This is a genomic window from Glaciimonas sp. GNP009 (genome assembly GCF_054343755.1).
Window position 1 is genome coordinate 594,984 of the sequence record NZ_JBTGUV010000004.1, and the last position, 17,503, is coordinate 612,486.

Sequence of the window (17,503 nt, forward strand, 5' to 3'; positions counted from 1 at the left end):
CAACACGGCAAAAGGGTCACACATTTTTTTCATCTGCCAACACCTCGCCATTTCGTCCGATGTCGGTTGCCACAATCGGCAAACCTTTATTTTTGGCCTCTTGCCTTGTTGGTAAAAGCAGCAATTTTTCAAGTCCGACTAATAAAGCGACCACAAAATAATACAAATCGTAATAAGCCAAGGCCAGAAATCCACCACCAACCGCAAATCCGACCATGCTGACCTGGCACATTGCAGCAAGATCAGATGCCCATTTCAGCCCTTCTTTCCCTTTGCAAAATGCAAGGATGCGAGTACCCGTGCGCCAGGAAAAGATCAACAGCAAAATAAAAAATATGAGTCCAATATATCCATGTTCGCCAAGCACCTGGAAATAAATACTATGGGCAGCATGATGGTTACGCGGATCAGGCGCGTAGATGAAAAACATTTTGGGTGTAAATATGCTAAAACCGCCACCCATAAAATTTTGTTTTGCAACATTTAATGCAAAATACCAGGCGTTGATACGGCCTAAAGAAGAGTCATCCGTTTTGTAGTCATCGATGGTCTGCATTCTTGCAAACCACTCCCCGGGCATCACCATAAATACGATGGTCGCGACCAAAACAAGGGCAATACCAGTTTTAAATTTCTGCTTACTCTTGATCCACAAGAAAAAAAACATTGCCGCCGCCGCAACCAGCGCCCCTCGAGAGTAGGACCCTGCTGCCGAAATAGCGGTCAATATGGCTACGCCGCCCATGCCCAACCGCATCCATCCCTTGGTAGCTTGAAGTTGCAGAAACCGCACAATCGGGAGAATAGCAATGAACGCCAAGGCTAAGGCGTTGTTATCGGCAATATAGCTGCCGTCTGGTCCATAGACGTGATAATTACCTCCGGAGACTAGCGTAAAAATTCCACCTTTCAGGCCGTAAAAGGCTACGGAGAGTCCCACTACCCAAGCCAATGCAATGATGTCCTTTTTGGATTTGATCACGATGATCGTAATCAAGGTCATGAACAGGGTCTTCATAACACGGTTCCATTCAGTCCATACCAGATCAGGTTCCAAAGCAACAAAACTTGTCGCCGTCATCCAGACCATGAATAGAATTAATGTGACCGTCACCGGTGTCATTGATAATCGCCACTTGTCCTTTGAAAACACGAGAGCGATCAACGTAACCACTACGACAATTGCCGCAAACGGGAAGTCATAGGCTGCGCCATATGTTAGCCGGTGCGGGTTCATCAGGCTCAACCAGGTGAAGGTCAAAACGCCAATCATCGGGCTTTGAAACGTCCGCCACAGCAATATGAACACAACACCGAATAGGAGGTAGTCACGCATAAACCAGCATACTTTTAAATAACTTTGCTACGCGTACCGCGTTGGCATTCCATGTCAAGCCTTGGTCTGCAATCGTTCTACGCGCATTTCCTCCAACTTCGTGACGTAGTCCGATGTCGGCGCATAGACGTTCGATAGCGACAGGAAGTCCATCCGTATGGTCCGGGTCAAACAAAACAGCGTTATAGCCGTCAGTAAGTATCTCCGTTATATTTGGTTGATCCGGTCCAACAATAGCCTTGCCCAATGCCAGATATTCGAACAGTTTCAAGGGCGACGCATAAGCCACTACCGCAGGTTGTAATGCGATATCAAAGGCGGCAACATAGCGCGCAACCTGGTCACGATTGACAACGCCGGTAAAGGTGATGCGGTCGCTGATGTTCAGCATGGCCGCCTGATGCTCGAGCTGGGCGCGGGCCGGGCCGTCGCCGACGACTAACAAATGCCTGTTAGATGTTAAGGTGTCTTCTGCTCCTTCCCCACCAAGAGCGAGCATGGCAATTACTTTATCCAGCCCATGCCAGTCCCGTACGAATCCGGTGAAACCCAGCACCATTTTGTCCTGTAATCCGAGCGCTGTTTTAGCCACTTGCGGATCCATCGTCTGGTCGAATCGGTCGACGTTGATGCCGTTCGGTATCACGAGTATGCGACTGCGGTCCACGCCATATGATGCAACGATATCGGCCAGTACGCCAGTGACTGGCAATACATAATCTGCCCCGCGCCATACATAGGTTTGCGACCAGCGTGCCAGCCATTTTAGTGAAAGTCCATCATAATGTGCGCGCTCTTCAAAAATCGGCGCATTAATTTCGAGCAGCATGGGTAATCGATATTTGCGCTTGATCCAGATTCCAGACAGGAGTAGCAGGTTGTAGCGCTCATATAAACAATCAGGTTTATGCAGCCGTATAGCCTGCGCCAATTGGCGATACGCTACCAGTGAATACGCCAGTTCCATCAGTTCGTAGACAAACTTCGGTAGGTGACGCTTGAACCAGCTCATTAGTCCGCTATCAGCACCGAATGCATCCATTTTCGCGCTGAGCGGTGCGACGATAATCACCTCGTGCCCTAGCGCACGTAACGCACCGATCATTTCTTCGATGTGCACATTTTGGCCATCCATTGAGCGAGTTCGATGGTGATAGAGGATCTTCATATTTCGCCATTTCTGAGTATGTTGCGAAACAGTTTAAGTTGTCCTGCAGTGGTCTGATCCCAACTAAACTGCTCAGCATAACGGCGCGTAGCAGCACGGTTCGGATAGCCAGCTTGCAGTGCTCGCACTGCTGTTGCAACACCGGCCGCGGTACGATCACGCATTAACACACCAGCATCCGGGGAGGCGACGACTTCTGGTGTTCCCCACACATTGCTGGCAACTACGGGTGTGCCGCATGCCATCGATTCCAACAATACGTTAGCCCACCCTTCCCTGCTTGATGCTAAAACCAGGGCATCAGCAGCGCCATAGTAAGTTCGTAATTCAGCCTGTGGCAAAGGACCAAGAAACGTGACCCGCTCGGTAACCCCAAGATCTGCAGCAAGCGCTTGTAATCGCTGTAGTTCCGGACCCCGGCCGGCGATCATCAATCGGGCCTCTTTTAGCAATGGCAAAGACGCTATGACCAAGTCATGTCCTTTGACCGGTAACAAATTACCCACTGATAGTAATGTGAATTGATTCAGGCCAAGTACTTTGCGCGTCGCTTCACGATCTATCGGCTGAAACAGATTGAGATCCACCCCATTGCGTAAAGCCACGATACGATCTGCTTTCACACCGAGCGTCGTTATTTCTGCTTTTAACGCTTCGCATACTGTAATAACACCAGCAGCTTGATTTGCCGCCCACTGGATCATTTTGCGGGGTATTTGATGATGCGGAATCAGCGTAATGTCTGAACCGCGCGCCGTGATAACAACCGGCTTATTGAAATAACGGCCAAGCATCGCCGCAGCAACACCATCAGGATAAAAGTAATGCGCGTCTATCACATCAAAATCATACCCATCATCGATGATACGGGACAGTACAGGCTTCATCGCTTGGGCCATAAGATAAGGACCTACTGTCATACCTATCTTTGGTACTAGCAAATAGCGCGGGTGCGAGACATCAATACCAAACAATGTTTCCTGGTGAGGTACTTTGGCAAAATGGGCGTAGTTTCCAAAGCGTGGGTGCGAAAATGGAAACCACGGCACAGGGGCCACAACGCGCGCTACTACTTCACCACTGGCGACCAGATGGCGCAGACGAGTTTGCACAAATATACCGTGTTGCGGCCGTTCAGCATTCGGGAACAGCGTACTAAACGTCAGTAGTTTTATCACTTAATACCCATAATTACTTAACACCTTTATAGACCGCCGGACATCTCGGAGATTGTAAAATCACATGATCGACAATATGGTTAGTTCGCATGGTTTCTTTGTAGATAAGTGCAAAGATCAGGCAAGTTCCGAAGACAGAATCGCCACATCACTACTACTTTCTTTCAACACATTGCGCAGAAAGGAGGCAAACATCAGCAACGCCCACAGCGGAGTACTGTAGTCACGCCGTCCGGCCAGGTGTTGCTCAACCATCTTATTCAAAAATTGCATATCAAAAATTCCGGTATCAGCTAGAAGTGGTCCGAGTAAAGTCTCGCTTATAACCTCCCGAAGCGGGCCGCGAAACCAAGTTGCCAATGGGATAGAAAAACCCATTTTTTTTCGATATAAAATATCATCGGTAAGCGTTGCCTCCAGCGATTTCTTAAAAATATATTTACCCTCGTTGCCATTTAATTTCAGCGACGATGGCAGACTGGATACCCATTCCACAAAGGTATGATCAAGCAACGGCACGCGCACTTCGAGCGCATGCGCCATGCTGGCACGATCTACTTTAGTCAGAATATCCCCGGGCAAATAAGTCTTCAAATCCAGATACTGGAGCAACGATAACGGATCCTCGGTCGGTGCTTGCGCTGCATGACCACGCATGACTTCGATGGCTTGATAACCTTGAAGATCCTGACGGAATGGTTTGCTAAAGAGCTGCTTGCGAACTTGATCCGGCATAATCGAGACCCCATGGAAGTAACCTTCCACCGCATCCTGCGCCAGTGCCTCAAAGGTGGTCTTGGCGCGCAGTACGCGCGGTGCCCAATCAGCCTTAGGATAGTGTTTTCCAAGAAAGCCAAAAACTGGTTTGCGCAGGCCCGTTGGCAGTAATGAACGCACACGCTGTTCGGCCATAGCATATTTATAACGTCGGTATCCGGCAAAATTTTCATCACCACCATCGCCCGACAGGGCTACCTTGACGCGCTGTCTGGCTAATTGACAAACACGGTAGGTAGGAATCGCGGAACTATCGGCATAAGGTTCGTCGTAAAGATTGGCGAGTATGTCGATAAGTCCGTAGTCATCTTTATTGACTGTCTCGGTAGTGTGTTGCGTTTGGAACTGCGCAGCAACTTGCGCCGCATAGTGCGATTCGTCATAGGCCAAATCGCTAAATCCAATCGAACAAGTAGTAACTGGCGTGTTAGTCAACTGCGCCATCATGGCGACTATCGCACTGGAATCAACACCACCCGATAGAAATCCACCAAGCGCCACGTCCGTGACCAAATGGACACTCACGGTTTCGCGCAGGCGTTCAATTAATTCTGCTTCCATCTCGGCTTGAGGCTGCGGTGCTGCCAATCTGAACGGGACGTCCCAATACTTACGCTGGTGCGGTATTGCATCGCCAGGTGACAACGTGATCGTGTGGCCTGGCTGAAGCTTGTGTACCGCCTTGAAAATCGTACGTGGCTCTGGTATATAACCGTAAGCAAAATAATCTTCTACCGCGCAGGGATCAATAGCGCGTGGTAACGAAGAAACCGCAAGCAAGGATTTCAATTCCGATCCAAATACAAACTGACCATCCGGTAACAATCCATAGAACAACGGTTTGATACCAAGCCGGTCACGGGCCACAAATAAAGTTTGTCGGTTTCTGTCCCATAACCCGAAAGCAAACATGCCGCGGAAATGTGTAACACAGGCTGCACCCCATTGCTCCCAGGCGTGCACAATAACCTCGGTATCGCAACGTGTGCGGAACACATGACCGAACGAGGTTAGTTCCGTCATCAGCTCTTTGAAGTTATAGATCATGCCGTTGAACGTCACGACCACGCTGCCATCTTCATTAAACAAAGGTTGCTGACCACTGGAAGGATCGACGATAGCCAAGCGACGGTGGCCAAGGCCGATCCCTGCTTCAACGTGATAGCCGCCCGCGTCCGGTCCGCGATGATGTTGTGTCTCGTTCATCCGCACGAGCAATGCACGGTCAATAATTCGTTTACCTGACGTATCAAAAATTCCCACTATTCCGCACATGATTTATCCACGTCCCAAAGTGATTTTTTTTGCGGTAGACATGTCGTCATACATGTTGGTGTAAGACGCCAGCATTGCTGCCATGCCATATTGTTTTTCGACACGCGCTTTACCGGCAACCCCATGTTGAATAACAAGATCGGGATGATTGACATACCACGCCATGGCGTTGGCCAACGCTACTGGATCGGATGCGGACACCAGCGTGCCGGTGATATTTTCGACCACTACTTCAGGCACGCCACCGACCCGGGTAGAGAGAACCGGCAAGCCCGTCGCCATCGCCTCCAGGATGGTGATGGGCGTTCCTTCCGCAATTGAGGACAGGACAAAGAGAGAAAATGTCCGCATGATTTCCGCAACGTCGGTGCGCGCGCCAGATAACCATATCTGATCAGCGAGACCTGCCGCGGTAATTTTTTCCTTAAGTAAAGGTAGGAGTGGTCCATCGCCGACAATCGCTAGTCGTAATTGTGATTTTTTTTCGGGTATCAGAGTGAGCAAGAGAATGAAGGCATCAATCAATCCTGCATGATTTTTGACATCCTGCAACCGGCCCACGGTGCCGATTACAAAGCTGCCCGCTGGCAGTTTTTCAGAAAGCATACTTTGCGCCCCCGAGGGTGGGTGGAACGTATCTGTATCAATACCGTTTGCCAGTAAGAGATTTTTTTTATCCGGCACGCCGATGGTCGTTGTGAGCCAATTGCACAAATCCGTCGAGACCGCGTAATAGCAGTCGTAAAAAGGCAGCAACCAGCGCCGCAATCGGTTATGTCTTTGATTGGTCCCGTCTGGATCGCTGGCATCGCGGCCATGCTCACCATGGACGCGAACGGGTACGTTTGCCATCGCAGCAGTCACCCCATATTCAAGCGCAGACAAATTATAGGTATGCAAAATCGTCGGCCTTAATTGACGTAGCAGACGCCACAACTTCAGATGTGCGCTTAGGCCCAGACCAGCCGGTTTATGCAGGGAAAAGATACGCACATTCGGTTTAGTAATCTTCTCAGAAAACGCGGTGTAATCCGTGAGGCAAACAACGGCATGGCGATATTTATCCGCAGGCATGCGATTGATGCAGTCAACCATCAATGTTTCAAGACCGCCGAAATCCAGCCGGTAAAGCAGGTGCACCACGAGGGGAATGTTAGTCGTCACGATCACAGGCTCTATTCCGGCTCTAATGTTTTTTATTATTGGCAAGTGTGGTTTCCAATGGCGTCAAATTTTCACTCAGGAAATCATGCAAAGCCTGACGCGCGATCTCAGGTTTATCCGAATACGGGGCGAACACAATCAAGGCCGCGCCATCGTCGCCTTGCATGAGTAGCTTGCCCTGAGCCTGAAGCAATTTCCCCTTGTAGTCGTTCGCAGTAAGATGCCCATTTATCCAGTACCAGCGCCACATCAGCACAGAGCCAGATGCGCTCTGAATCATCTCTTCCCGAACCGAAATTTCACGTCCCAGTATGGATTCCGTACGATTCGACGCGTTTAGTTGCGTCCAAACTTCATCTTTTTCGGGCAGCACGCGATTTGCGGAACTAATGAGTGTCGCCCCTGGATGCTGGTTGCGGTAATAGTGAATCGATACTCCCACCGTCTGCGTACCACTCCGAAAGAAACGATAAAGTTCTGCATTGGATGGATTGACAGCCGGTTTCCAGGTTGTGAACGCAGGCGCATCCTGCCAGCTCACATGCACGTTACTCAGATCGGCCTGTAGCGGAGTGTTCCTCGTTTGCCCCATAATATGCGCAAACAATGGCCATATCCCGAGGCAGACCAGAATGCATGCAGTGGAAACTATTAACTTTCCGATATGGACGGGACCAGGACTACTGCTCTGCGCAGGAATGGCGTTATTTGATTTTGTTTTTGCCGATACTTTTTGTGGTCCCTCATGCCAAAAACTACCGATCTGGAACATCAGGAACATGACAAGACCGAAGAATAACCAACCATAAATCAAATGATCCACGCCAACCGCAAGCTTCATGCCGCTCAGGTGCCCAATCATCACAATCATGTAAGCGCGCAAACCATTTGCAATAATGGGAACCAGAATTGAAATGAGAATAAATATGGCACGTCGCACAGGTGACCGATAAGTCTGATACGCATAGAGGCAACCTAGCGTGGCAGAGGCAATCAGGTAACGAATGCCACTGCATGCTTCGATTACCGACCAGCGACCAGATGGAATGGAAAAGCTATTTCCCTCGCGCAATACAGGAATACCGGTTACACGTAACGCTGCGACGGTGAAATTTGCCGTAAACTCGATTAAGGGTGCGATAAAAATCTCACCGAACGGAACCGCTAGCAAGAGAAAACACAACGGGAAGGCAATCGAGGCGGAAATACGGCGCCCCAACACGGAGACGACAGCAAGGATGATCATCACCACAAAGGCAAATTGCCGGACCACTTGAACATCGGCCAGATTACCCAAAAGCCAGACAAATCCGCAGAATGCCAAAAGGAGCATTGTTGGGTAATATGGTTCCGGCTTCATCTGCGCCAAGACTTCTCGACGCTGCCAGATCAGCCAAAGACTAATCGGCAAAATACTGTACTGATGGGTGAAAGTTTCCGAACTATTCCAAATCATCACAATCGATCGCGCCGTATCGAAATAAATCAAAAATGGCAAAAGGAATGTGAAAACAATCAGGATTGCTTTTAGGATAAATGATCGATCGGTGTATACCAAAGTCTGAGAGTGCATATAGTGGCGATCAATTATATAAATGTAGGTGGCATATTTATGTCGAGCAGACCATCGACAATGCTAAGTTTGTTCGCCCAGCCGTAAGTCGCTTTAACTTTTTCCCTTGCGCGCGCGCCCAGATTGTCGTGTTCGACATTACATCGCTGAAGTAAGTCTGTCGCCATTGTGACGAACTGCTCAGCGCTCTCTGCCAGCATAAGCTCCCGATTGGGCATGGCATCAATCCCCTCGAATGCTTGCGAAGAAACCAGCACGGGCTTCGCCATCGCCATTGCTTCCAACACCTTATTCTGAATACCGCGCGCAATACGCAACGGTGCCACAGCTAAATGTGCATGCGCCAAATAAGGACGTACATCAGGCACGGAGCCGGTCACCTGTATCCCGGGAAAATTCGCCAGTTCTTGCACCTGCGGCGACGGTCTGGCCCCAACAATATAGAAAAGTGCGGTTGGATTCTCGACACGTATCGCTGGCAGGATGTGATACGCAAACCATCGCACTGCATCGATATTCGGCCAATAATCCATTGCCCCGGTAAACACCATAACTAGCTGGTTTGGCTGATATGGATTCGGAAATAGATGTTCTGGTGAAAAATAATCTGTATCTACACCGTTATTGAAGAACCCAATTTTGTGCGCACTATCGGGTGCAAGTTGGCGGAATAAATCAGCCTCGGGTGCCGACACAAATAAGGATGTATCGAAATTGCGAGAGACTTGTTGCTCGTAAGATAGAAGTTGGCGGGCTTCACGTCGATATAGCCACCGCATAAACCATGATTTTTTTTCCGAATATTGGCGCCACTTATCCGAGTCGACATCGACAAAATCAATAACCCGTCGAGTCAATTGCGCGCTCCCTGCATATTGGGCCATCGCGGACGAAAATACGAGGACCCGACTAATCGGATTATTCGCCAATACCCTCTTCACCCATGCATGTAAACCGGGATCGCGATAGTAATCGAGACTGAGTGCACGATTCCCACCGAGCGCACCAAGGCTGCGCAGCCGCGCGATACGCGAGTTCAACGCGGCAAAATGCGTATCGTCGCAAAGTTGTTTTACCTTATCAACGTATTGCCAATCGTCAGGATCATCGACGAAAGTGCCGAGATGCACGTGATAGCGCTGCGCCAGATGCTTTAACAAATGATAGGAACGAATTTTGTCACCCTTATTAGGGGGATAGGGAATACGATGAACTAAAAAGAGGAGATGTTCCACGCTTTATCCCAGATTCTTCACAATATGCGGGCCGATCACGTTGGCAACGCACAAGGGCAAACGTTGCCACACCTTGATCATTAACTGGTATTTTGGATTCAACGGATTGGTATCAGGGATCGGCTGAGCGCGGCGCAACTGGTACTCGTAGTGCAACGGTTGCGGTTCGAATCCCCAGTTTTTCTTAAAATCGAAAGCTCCCGTGCCCTGCTTGCTACGGCCAAAATCGAAAACGCGAATACCTTTTTTTACAGCGTATCGCATTAACTCCCAATACATGAAATCATTCCCTGCAACGTCCCGGGCTTCGGCGGTGCCGCCGCCATAGTAAGGTAGCACCTCATCACGGAAGTAAAAACTCATGACGCTGCTGATGGTCCGCCCCTCCTTGGTTATTGTCAGGATTTCGCAATTTTCGGCAAAAGTCTCTTTTAACAGTCGGAAATATTTCTTCGAAAATACAGGTGTTCCGAGGCGATGCACACTGGCGGAATAAGCCGCAAAAAAACGATTCACACTTCGATCAATGCTACTTTGTAAATTGGCCTTGATACCCTTACGAACCATTGCGCGCTGTTTGCGGGGAATGGCCAACATATTTTTTTCGTCATCCGCATAGATATCCTTACGAAAGGTCACGTAAAGACTTTTTGTAGGCCACTCTGGATGTTGAGGGTGATGATGGCGATATTCGAGGTAATCGACATTTAATTTTTCGGCAAGCTTTTGTGCCGCACGATCTAATGCGTCAGCCGCCGCAGGTGAGCTTGCCGCAATTCCACCGTAAACACAAAATGGCAGGGAACTCAATGAATGCCCAAAAAGAAGACTCTTGATTTGTGCCAGCGGCAGTACGCCTTGAATGCGACCCTCGCATTCAACATATAGAAAATATGTTCGATGACCAAATGCACGTTCGATAACATGCTTCCAACCAGCGCGGTGGAAGAAACTTGTGTGAGGACATGCCAACACAAATTTATCCCACTTTTCGACGTCCGCATGCTGCATCATACGGACTGTAAAAACAGGCGCTGATGGAACCAAATGCGCCGCTGTCGGCCGCACAGCTTCTGCGATCAGGTTCATTTGTTATCCAGAAAAATACGGTCCATCCGATCCCATTGAAAATCACGCGCCAAAGCATTAATTCGCGCCTCCGTGCGATGCAGATTCACGTAGTGCCGAAAATGGGTTTTCAAGCCGATGCCCCTCTGGCGCGGTTGTGCAGGGTCAAGCTCCCAAGGATGAAAATAAAATATCGCCGACTGCTGATCCTGGCTATTGACCTGTCGCAAGAGCCAGCGCGACATAGCATAAGGAAAGAAACGAAAAAATCCGCCGCCACCAGCAGGGAAATTTCTGTTGAACGCGCGCACGGTGCTAATGGGTAATTCGAGCAATCCATCTTTGCCATTAGGATAAAAGGCAAAACGCGGGGCATCCGGCATGCCGTAATGATCATGCTTGACCGGATAAATACTGGAACTATAGCGATAACCTGCATCGTGTAACAGATCTAACGCCCAAAGATTGCCGTTAGCAATCGAAAAACTTGGCGCCCGATATCCTAAAACAGGCTGTCCACCGATATCCTCCAGCACCTTTTTGCTACGCGTAATATCAGACAGAAAAGCGCCAGCGTCCTGGTCGCTCGCTCTGCGATGGCCATATCCATGACTCGCTAATTCATGGCCACTGTCAACTAGACGCTTCACCATCGCTGGATAGCGTTCCGCAATCCAGCCCAGAGTAAAAAAGGTGGCCTTGATGTTGTGGTCGTTAAGAATTGTCAGTATCAGGTCAATATTTCGCTCAACCCGGCAAGATATCGACGGCCAGCTATCTCTGGGAATAGTCGACGCAAAAGCCGATACCTGGAAATAATCTTCCACGTCGATGGTCATTGCATTGCGGATCAATGCTTTATTGGATGCCTGATTCATATCATTTCCCTGTGAAGGACGGGTCCACCATACGTATATCTACCGCACCCCAAAAAAATTCTGAGCCGATGAAATAGATTTCATTGATTATTTTCGACTGGAATATTTTCAATCGGTGATGGGAAATTAATACTGTTAAGCGCCGTTAAGAGAGTGAGCATGGTCTGCTCCAATTTGTATAATTTTTCATACATATCTTGCAGACCATCAGTAGGATTTACGCTCTCCGTCGCCACAAGCGTGGTACCTGCTTCGATATCGCTAGCCTCAACAGGAAGACTAAATTCCTGTTCAATATCCCGAATCACTTCCTTGACTTCGGACGTGCCAAATGCTTGAAGCTCTTCGAGATAGCCCATCAGAAAAAGACGGTCACACAAGGTATTGATCTTTCGAGGAATTCCTCCCGAATAAGCGAAAATCTCAAAGAATGCCTCTTTGCTAAAGGACGGTTCGCCCTGCCAGCCTACGGTACGTAACCGATGCTCTATATAGGCCTGGGTTTCTTCGACATCCATTGGGCCCAAATGATAGGTGGCGATCACGCGTTGGCGCAATTGCTCCATGCCCTGGCTATGAAGCGTTTTACGGAATTCTGGTTGTCCGAGCAAAAATGTTTGAAGTAACGATTTGTCGCCAACCTGAAAATTAGACAGCATCCTTAGTTCTTCGAGCGTCTTCGGCGTAAGGTTTTGAGCTTCATCAACTACCAGCAATGCCTGCAGCCCATTTAGATGGGATTGCTGTAGGAATTTTTCGAGCTCCATCAACAAAGTCGCTTTACTGACGCCTTCACATGACATCCCGAATGCGCCCGCTACCACTTTCAAGATATTATCTGGATCAAGATGGGTATTAGCCAGATGCGCTGCGACGATTTTTGTTGATTCAAATTTCTTGAAAAGATTACGTACAAGCGTCGTTTTCCCTGCTCCGACTTCACCTGTAATAACGATGAAGCCTTCACCTTGCGATATCCCGTATTCGAGATAACTCAAGGCGCGCTTGTGTCCTTTGCTAGCAAAGAAGAAAGCTGGATCAGGGACGAGACGAAAGGGTTTATCTCGCAAGCCGTAATATGTTTCATACATTGGTTGCTAAACTCCGGTTATAACTGGACATTAAAAAATCCCGCAATCGTATTTGCCCGATATCCAATACCAGCCTGATTTGATTCGCCCTGACTTCTACTGAGTTCGACAGTGCCTTTGAGCTTGGCAGAAAACTGTTTCACGATGTCCAGACGCAGCGTTTGCGTGTGATCAACCCGTCCGCTTGTGAGTGACTCGACCCGAGAGGCGAGTAAGCTAATATTTGCGTTTATTTGCGAAGTAAGCCGTCTACCTAACACGACACTTCCACCCACTTGATTGGTCTTGTCATTGCTCAAAGAAATACCGTTATTTTGCGCAGTTGACAGGGGCTCGCGCTGGACGTCGAAAAGACTGACCACTAGCGTAGTTTTGGGGCTGATGATCGCGACGGATGCCTGTAACTGTTTTTGGAGAAATACGGCATTGGTAAAGTAGTTGGTTGAATTGTTCAGAGAGCCGGGCAGACCAGCATTCTGAATAATGTTGTTAACCGCCTGCTGTCGCTGCACCGGGTCGGCTAGCGTCCCCGACAATAAACGATTCAAATAGGCGGACGTATCAATCGCGGCAGGCAGTCCAAACTGAGACTGTGTCGTCGTGACTGTATCGTTGTAGCTGATATCCCAGATCGCGGTGCGACTGCGCGTAGTCGCGGCAAGCGAAAATGTATCGCCATAATATCGCCGGCCGACCGTTGCCACCAGACTGGTCCGCTGATTCACGGCCAATGCAAAACCCGTCGTCCAGGAAAAGCCATTGGTTAATTTACCTATGCTTGGGTAGTCGTCACGATCGTAACCGACGGTGGCAGTCAACTTCAACACTGGGAGAAGCAAATAGCTGAGGTTACCCGATGTGCTTGCCAACTTGACGCTGCTCAACGTCGGGTAATGCGTGATGCGGTCGCTATATTGCCAACCCCACCCAAGTAGTCGGAATGCAGGTCCGCTGTTCACATGGAACGACGTTGTATCTGAGTGACTGCTTGCTAAGGCACCGCTGCTGGCAGCCACCGAATCAACGGCATATCGTAATTCTGCAGCAGCAAACGTATCGAATGTATGCGCTAGGTAAGGACTAAAATTAAACGTTCGCACATTAGTACGATTGTTGGTTGCGTAGATGTTATTCGTCGGCTGTGCACCGAACGCAGAAATATTTTGCTGACTCTCTGAGGCCGCGCTATCGACAAAAAAGAGTTCGTCAATCAGCTCAGCTTTGACTGTTGCATGCAGCTGATTGGTAAATTTTGAACCGGTGCTTTTGTCTGAATAAATAACTTCCTGGACGATATCTTCCACATTCACTCTTAAATATCGACCAGTCTTAACCAAAACAATTGAAGGCGAAATTTCAGTAATATAATCGCTTTTTGCGAACGATTTTGGAGCAAGATTAACGTTATCCGTATAAGTCTCATTGACGCCCAGGCTGGGTATGATGGACCACTCCGCGGCGAAGGTGACTGAAGACAGAACCAGTGCAACTGCGGTTGACATGATTTTCAGTGGGAACATAGGATGAAAATAAGTCCTGCTGAAAGGCCGGTTACTAATAGTATTCCCCATATCCATAGCTCTCCTGGCCAGGAAACACCCTACTTTTGTTGTACACCAAATTGACGTTCGAACATCCCTCAAGTTGTTTGAGAGATGCCTGCACAGCATGCTGACTTGTCGTTTCTGCTTCCACCACAACCACGATTTGCCCCATCTGACTGGCTAATGCATGAGCGGAGCTGGTCAGCAGTAATGGCGGAGAATCAAAAATCACGATCCGATCTGAATACCTGCTGGCAATTTCTTTTAGCAACAAACTCATGGCGTGACTTGCCAGCAACTCCGTAGCATGCTGTTTACTTTTTCCAGAAGGCAATATCGTCAGCGTATCGACGTTGGATTTCAATAGCACATCTGCGACATTAAGATTCTGTTCAAGCAGTATGTCCAGGAGGCCACTATCTGCTTCTATGCCGAGGGTTTTCAATACCGACGGGTGCGCGATATCTGCGTCAACAAGCAAAACGGTATGATCCATCTCCATCGCAATGCTCATCGCCAGATTAATAGCGCAAAACGTTTTCCCTTCGCCAGGTAAAGCGCTGGTAACCATGATTAGATTGCCGGGATTAGTGGCGCTACTTTTTGGATTAAATGCTCTTTTAATGAGCGGACGTTTAATGACTCTAAACTGTTCCGCTACCAGCGAACTGGCACCTCCCGCTGTAATAAAACCCAATTTACTTAATCTTGCGAGATCAATTTCTATCACCTTACCCGCAGGTAATTGAGGGAGCCGCGTGATAGGCTCATCGTTCGGCTCAATAACTTGCAGCGTCGGACTTCTTGATACTTTACTGGGCGAAGGTTCCATCCCTTTTTTTGCGTCGAGCCGGGCCGCCGCTCTCTCAATAATGCTCATCCAAACTCCCAATCTTGTTCAATTACGCTAGGCCGTACGCCTGGCCTGATAAGCTAGACCGTTTTATGGCAGCAGATGGTGTCTGCTTAGCCATGTGCTTTGAATAACAACACCAACATCACGCCGAAATAAAGAATGATGAATCCCGCAAAGGATGCACTAAATCCGATGGCACTTTTTTTGCGCCGGGCACTTTCATCAACAGTCCAATTCATGGTCACTGCGCCTAATACCGGAATACCGGTAGCTTCCAGAAGTTCACTCTGACTTAGGAAGGTGGGTCGAATTTGACTTATAAGTAACGTCAATCCGACGCCAGCTGCCAAGGCAGCGACGAATAAAATCGAAAATAGTTTAAGTCGGTTCGGACCAACAGGTAAGATTGGAACAGTAGGAGGATCGATAACGCGAAATGTCAGCAAGTCCGTTGCCGAACTAAGATCCCCAGATAACTTGGCGGCGTCGCGGCGTCCAACAAGTTTTTCATAATTTTCTTTATTAATCTGATAATCACGATTGAGTTGGGCAAACTGGGCGTCTATATCGGGCGCAGCCCCGTTTTGCGCCTTCAGTCGCGCATAGCGAGCGGCATACTCGCCTGTCCGCGCTCTCATGCTGGCAACTTTTGCCTCTGCCGCAGATAATGCGACGCTCAATTGCTGCAACATAGGGCTGTAATTCGCACCGGGGTCAATCCCACGCTTGCCTGTTCTGGCCTCTTCAGCTCTACGCGTTTCAAGCTCGGCAATCAGGCGCTTAGTAGCGATAACATCTGGATATTGTTCCGTAAATTGCATACGCAAATCATCCAGGCGCTTGGTTAGCAACTGGATACGCGCATCCATCTGCGGATTTAATACAATTGCAGGATCATTCTCTTGATTGCCGCCCGGCGCTTCGCCGGAGACCTGACGTTTAATCGCATTGCGCGCTTGCTCTGCCTCTTTCAAATCGAGCTGGGCCAAACTTAATGCATCAGCGGATAGTTGCAACTGCGTCTCGTAATCGCTACCTTGACGAGGCAGCAAACCAGCATTTTTTTGTTTGAATTCTTTTACTGCATTTTCAGCTGCATTTAACTTATCTTCGTAGCCTTTGATCTGCTCTTCAATAAAACGTACTGCCTTGTCCGAGTCTTGCTTTTTGTCGCCGACACTACCTTCTACAAAAATGGTCAACAAGGACTGAACAACATCTTTGCCAAGCTTAGGATTTTGATTGTTATAAGTGATGGTGTAAATGTCATCGCGCCCTGTTTGCGTTATTTTAATTTGTGTGGCCAGTTCATCAGTCAACTTCTCTTTGTCGTCAATATTTTTGGCCTTGATATCCAAGTCTGTCATACGCATGACACGCTCAAGATTGGGTCGACTCAACAGCGTGTGGCTCATGATTGAAACTTGCTGTTCAACGTTCGGGACGCTAGTCATTCCCGATAACAAAGGCTTCAGGATACTTTGGGTGTCGACGTACACGCGAGCAGACGCCTGAAAATCATTAGGTAGTCCATAAATCACACCACCACCAACCAAAAAAACTACCCATGCAATGGAGGTCGCATACCACTTGTATTTCCATATTACGACTGAAAAAGATAAAAGCCGAGGTATTAAATCCAACATAAGCTAACGTTCTCCATACATACTTAATTCGGCCAAAAAATCCGTGGCCAATGCATGAATACGCACAGGACAACCTTAGGCTACTTATCTCAATAGCAATATCGAATTGGGTACGATCCGTTAAACATTCCAGATAAGTCGCCGAAAATTTGCGACATTCAAAATGTTTCAGCACCCTTAAGTTCTGACAATATTGCACCTTTACATTTTTTGATAATATCATCACGTGAAGATAATATTAGTGGTTATTTGCACATTTTCTTAATGGTCTATTTTATGTCTCTTTATGGCCCGTCATATATTATTAAAAATATTTCCCGTATAACATTTTTACAATCTATCGATAAGAATAATATTTCCTAAAAAAAATTTTTTAAAAGAAAATATAAGAAATTATTTCCCGCGTTACATTTATACGTGCAAATTTTAAATAATATTTCCTGAAGATAATTTTTATACGTGGAAAATTTAAATTTACTGGCACAGATATCTAAATAATATTTTAAAGTTATTTATTGACAATAGATGAGAGTAGTTCCTAAAAATAATCAATTTATCGATCAAGATAATATTTAGATACTAAGAGGTGTAGTAGTTGTTATAGTCGTTGGTTTTAGTACAAAGCAAATGATGATGAAAAACCTCGCTGTTTCATCAGCGCTCTGCATGGCGACGTAAGTTAAATTTTATCAAAACGATAATTATTTGGCCCTC

13 protein-coding genes are annotated in these 17,503 nt (G+C 47.8%); all 13 read right to left on the minus strand.

What is annotated here, in order from left to right; translation table 11 throughout:
* Positions 1–16 precede the first annotated feature (16 nt).
* Positions 17–1,336, minus strand: a complete 1,320-nt coding sequence (locus ACXX82_RS03705; RefSeq protein ID WP_322232282.1) for a putative O-glycosylation ligase, exosortase A system-associated — start codon at positions 1,334–1,336, stop codon at positions 17–19.
* Positions 1,329–2,504: a glycosyltransferase family 4 protein gene (locus ACXX82_RS03710; RefSeq protein WP_322232283.1), complete on the minus strand. Its 1,176-nt coding sequence runs from the start codon at positions 2,502–2,504 to the stop codon at positions 1,329–1,331. The genes ACXX82_RS03705 and ACXX82_RS03710 overlap by 8 nt, the downstream gene beginning before the upstream one ends.
* On the minus strand, positions 2,501–3,679 hold the full coding sequence (locus ACXX82_RS03715; protein ID WP_322240128.1) for a glycosyltransferase family 4 protein: 1,179 nt from the start codon (positions 3,677–3,679) through the stop codon (positions 2,501–2,503). Before ACXX82_RS03715 ends, ACXX82_RS03710 begins: the two co-directional genes overlap by 4 nt.
* 120 nt (positions 3,680–3,799) lie before the next feature.
* Entirely contained in the window at positions 3,800–5,734 is a 1,935-nt protein-coding gene (locus ACXX82_RS03720; protein WP_458562446.1) for an XrtA/PEP-CTERM system amidotransferase, read from the minus strand.
* Positions 5,735–5,737: 3 nt separating this feature from the next.
* The gene (locus tag ACXX82_RS03725; protein WP_458562447.1) at positions 5,738–6,943 is read right to left on the minus strand and encodes a TIGR03088 family PEP-CTERM/XrtA system glycosyltransferase; all 1,206 of its coding nucleotides are present in this window, start codon (positions 6,941–6,943) and stop codon (positions 5,738–5,740) included.
* On the minus strand, positions 6,921–8,471 hold the full coding sequence (gene xrtA, locus ACXX82_RS03730; protein WP_458562448.1) for an exosortase A: 1,551 nt from the start codon (positions 8,469–8,471) through the stop codon (positions 6,921–6,923). The genes ACXX82_RS03725 and xrtA overlap by 23 nt, the downstream gene beginning before the upstream one ends.
* Positions 8,472–8,485: 14 nt before the next feature.
* A complete protein-coding gene (locus ACXX82_RS03735) occupies positions 8,486–9,706 on the minus strand; it encodes a TIGR03087 family PEP-CTERM/XrtA system glycosyltransferase (RefSeq protein ID WP_322232287.1) in 1,221 nt (406 codons plus the stop codon).
* A gap of 3 nt (positions 9,707–9,709) precedes the next feature.
* Positions 9,710–10,795 carry a FemAB family XrtA/PEP-CTERM system-associated protein gene (locus tag ACXX82_RS03740; RefSeq protein WP_458562449.1) on the minus strand — a complete coding sequence of 362 codons (1,086 nt, stop codon included), beginning with the start codon at positions 10,793–10,795 and terminating at the stop codon, positions 9,710–9,712.
* Positions 10,792–11,652 (minus strand): XrtA system polysaccharide deacetylase, encoded by an 861-nt coding sequence (locus ACXX82_RS03745; protein WP_323507309.1) that lies wholly within the window; start codon positions 11,650–11,652, stop codon positions 10,792–10,794. The genes ACXX82_RS03740 and ACXX82_RS03745 overlap by 4 nt, the downstream gene beginning before the upstream one ends.
* An 80-nt stretch (positions 11,653–11,732) precedes the next feature.
* Positions 11,733–12,743: an XrtA/PEP-CTERM system-associated ATPase gene (locus ACXX82_RS03750; RefSeq protein WP_323507310.1), complete on the minus strand. Its 1,011-nt coding sequence runs from the start codon at positions 12,741–12,743 to the stop codon at positions 11,733–11,735.
* 17 nt (positions 12,744–12,760) lie between these two features.
* Positions 12,761–14,245, minus strand: coding sequence for a TIGR03016 family PEP-CTERM system-associated outer membrane protein (locus ACXX82_RS03755; RefSeq protein WP_322232291.1), 1,485 nt, complete (start codon positions 14,243–14,245; stop codon positions 12,761–12,763).
* A gap of 52 nt (positions 14,246–14,297) precedes the next feature.
* On the minus strand, positions 14,298–15,167 hold the full coding sequence (locus ACXX82_RS03760) for an XrtA-associated tyrosine autokinase (RefSeq protein WP_323507311.1): 870 nt from the start codon (positions 15,165–15,167) through the stop codon (positions 14,298–14,300).
* Between the two features lie 86 nt (positions 15,168–15,253).
* Positions 15,254–16,789: an XrtA system polysaccharide chain length determinant gene (locus ACXX82_RS03765; protein WP_323507312.1), complete on the minus strand. Its 1,536-nt coding sequence runs from the start codon at positions 16,787–16,789 to the stop codon at positions 15,254–15,256.
* Positions 16,790–17,503: the final 714 nt, after the last annotated feature.